This is a genomic window from Cupriavidus sp. 8B, from assembly GCF_054589115.1.
The window spans coordinates 1-266 of the sequence record NZ_BAAILO010000484.1 but is presented as its reverse complement, the minus strand read 5'-3'; the positions used below and the strand labels follow the sequence as shown (position 1 = coordinate 266).

General features: G+C 60.9%; 1 pseudogene. It reads right to left on the bottom strand.

Going from position 1 to position 266, the window contains the following annotated elements:
- Positions 1-266 (bottom strand): annotated as a pseudogene (locus ACYP5B_RS44800) (ISKra4-like element ISBusp5 family transposase); the annotation flags it as partial.

The window sequence follows — 266 nt, the reverse complement described above, 5'->3', positions numbered from 1 at the left end:
TCGGCAATCGGCTTTATCTCCTCGCACCACCGCCGCACGGGCTGTGCATGCTGGAGGGATTTGCCGACGGCCATTGTGTGATTGCGGATGGTCACGTGACTGTCGCGTCCGGACGTTGGCAACAAGAGGTCCATGACCTGCTTGGCCTGCCGGTAGGGCATAGTGGCGCCGAGTTCGGCATGCAGCCAGCGCAACTCGCCTGTGCTCGGTTCCTGAAGGTAATTCTTGAGCGGCGACACGTACCTCGATCCGTCAGCACCACACTT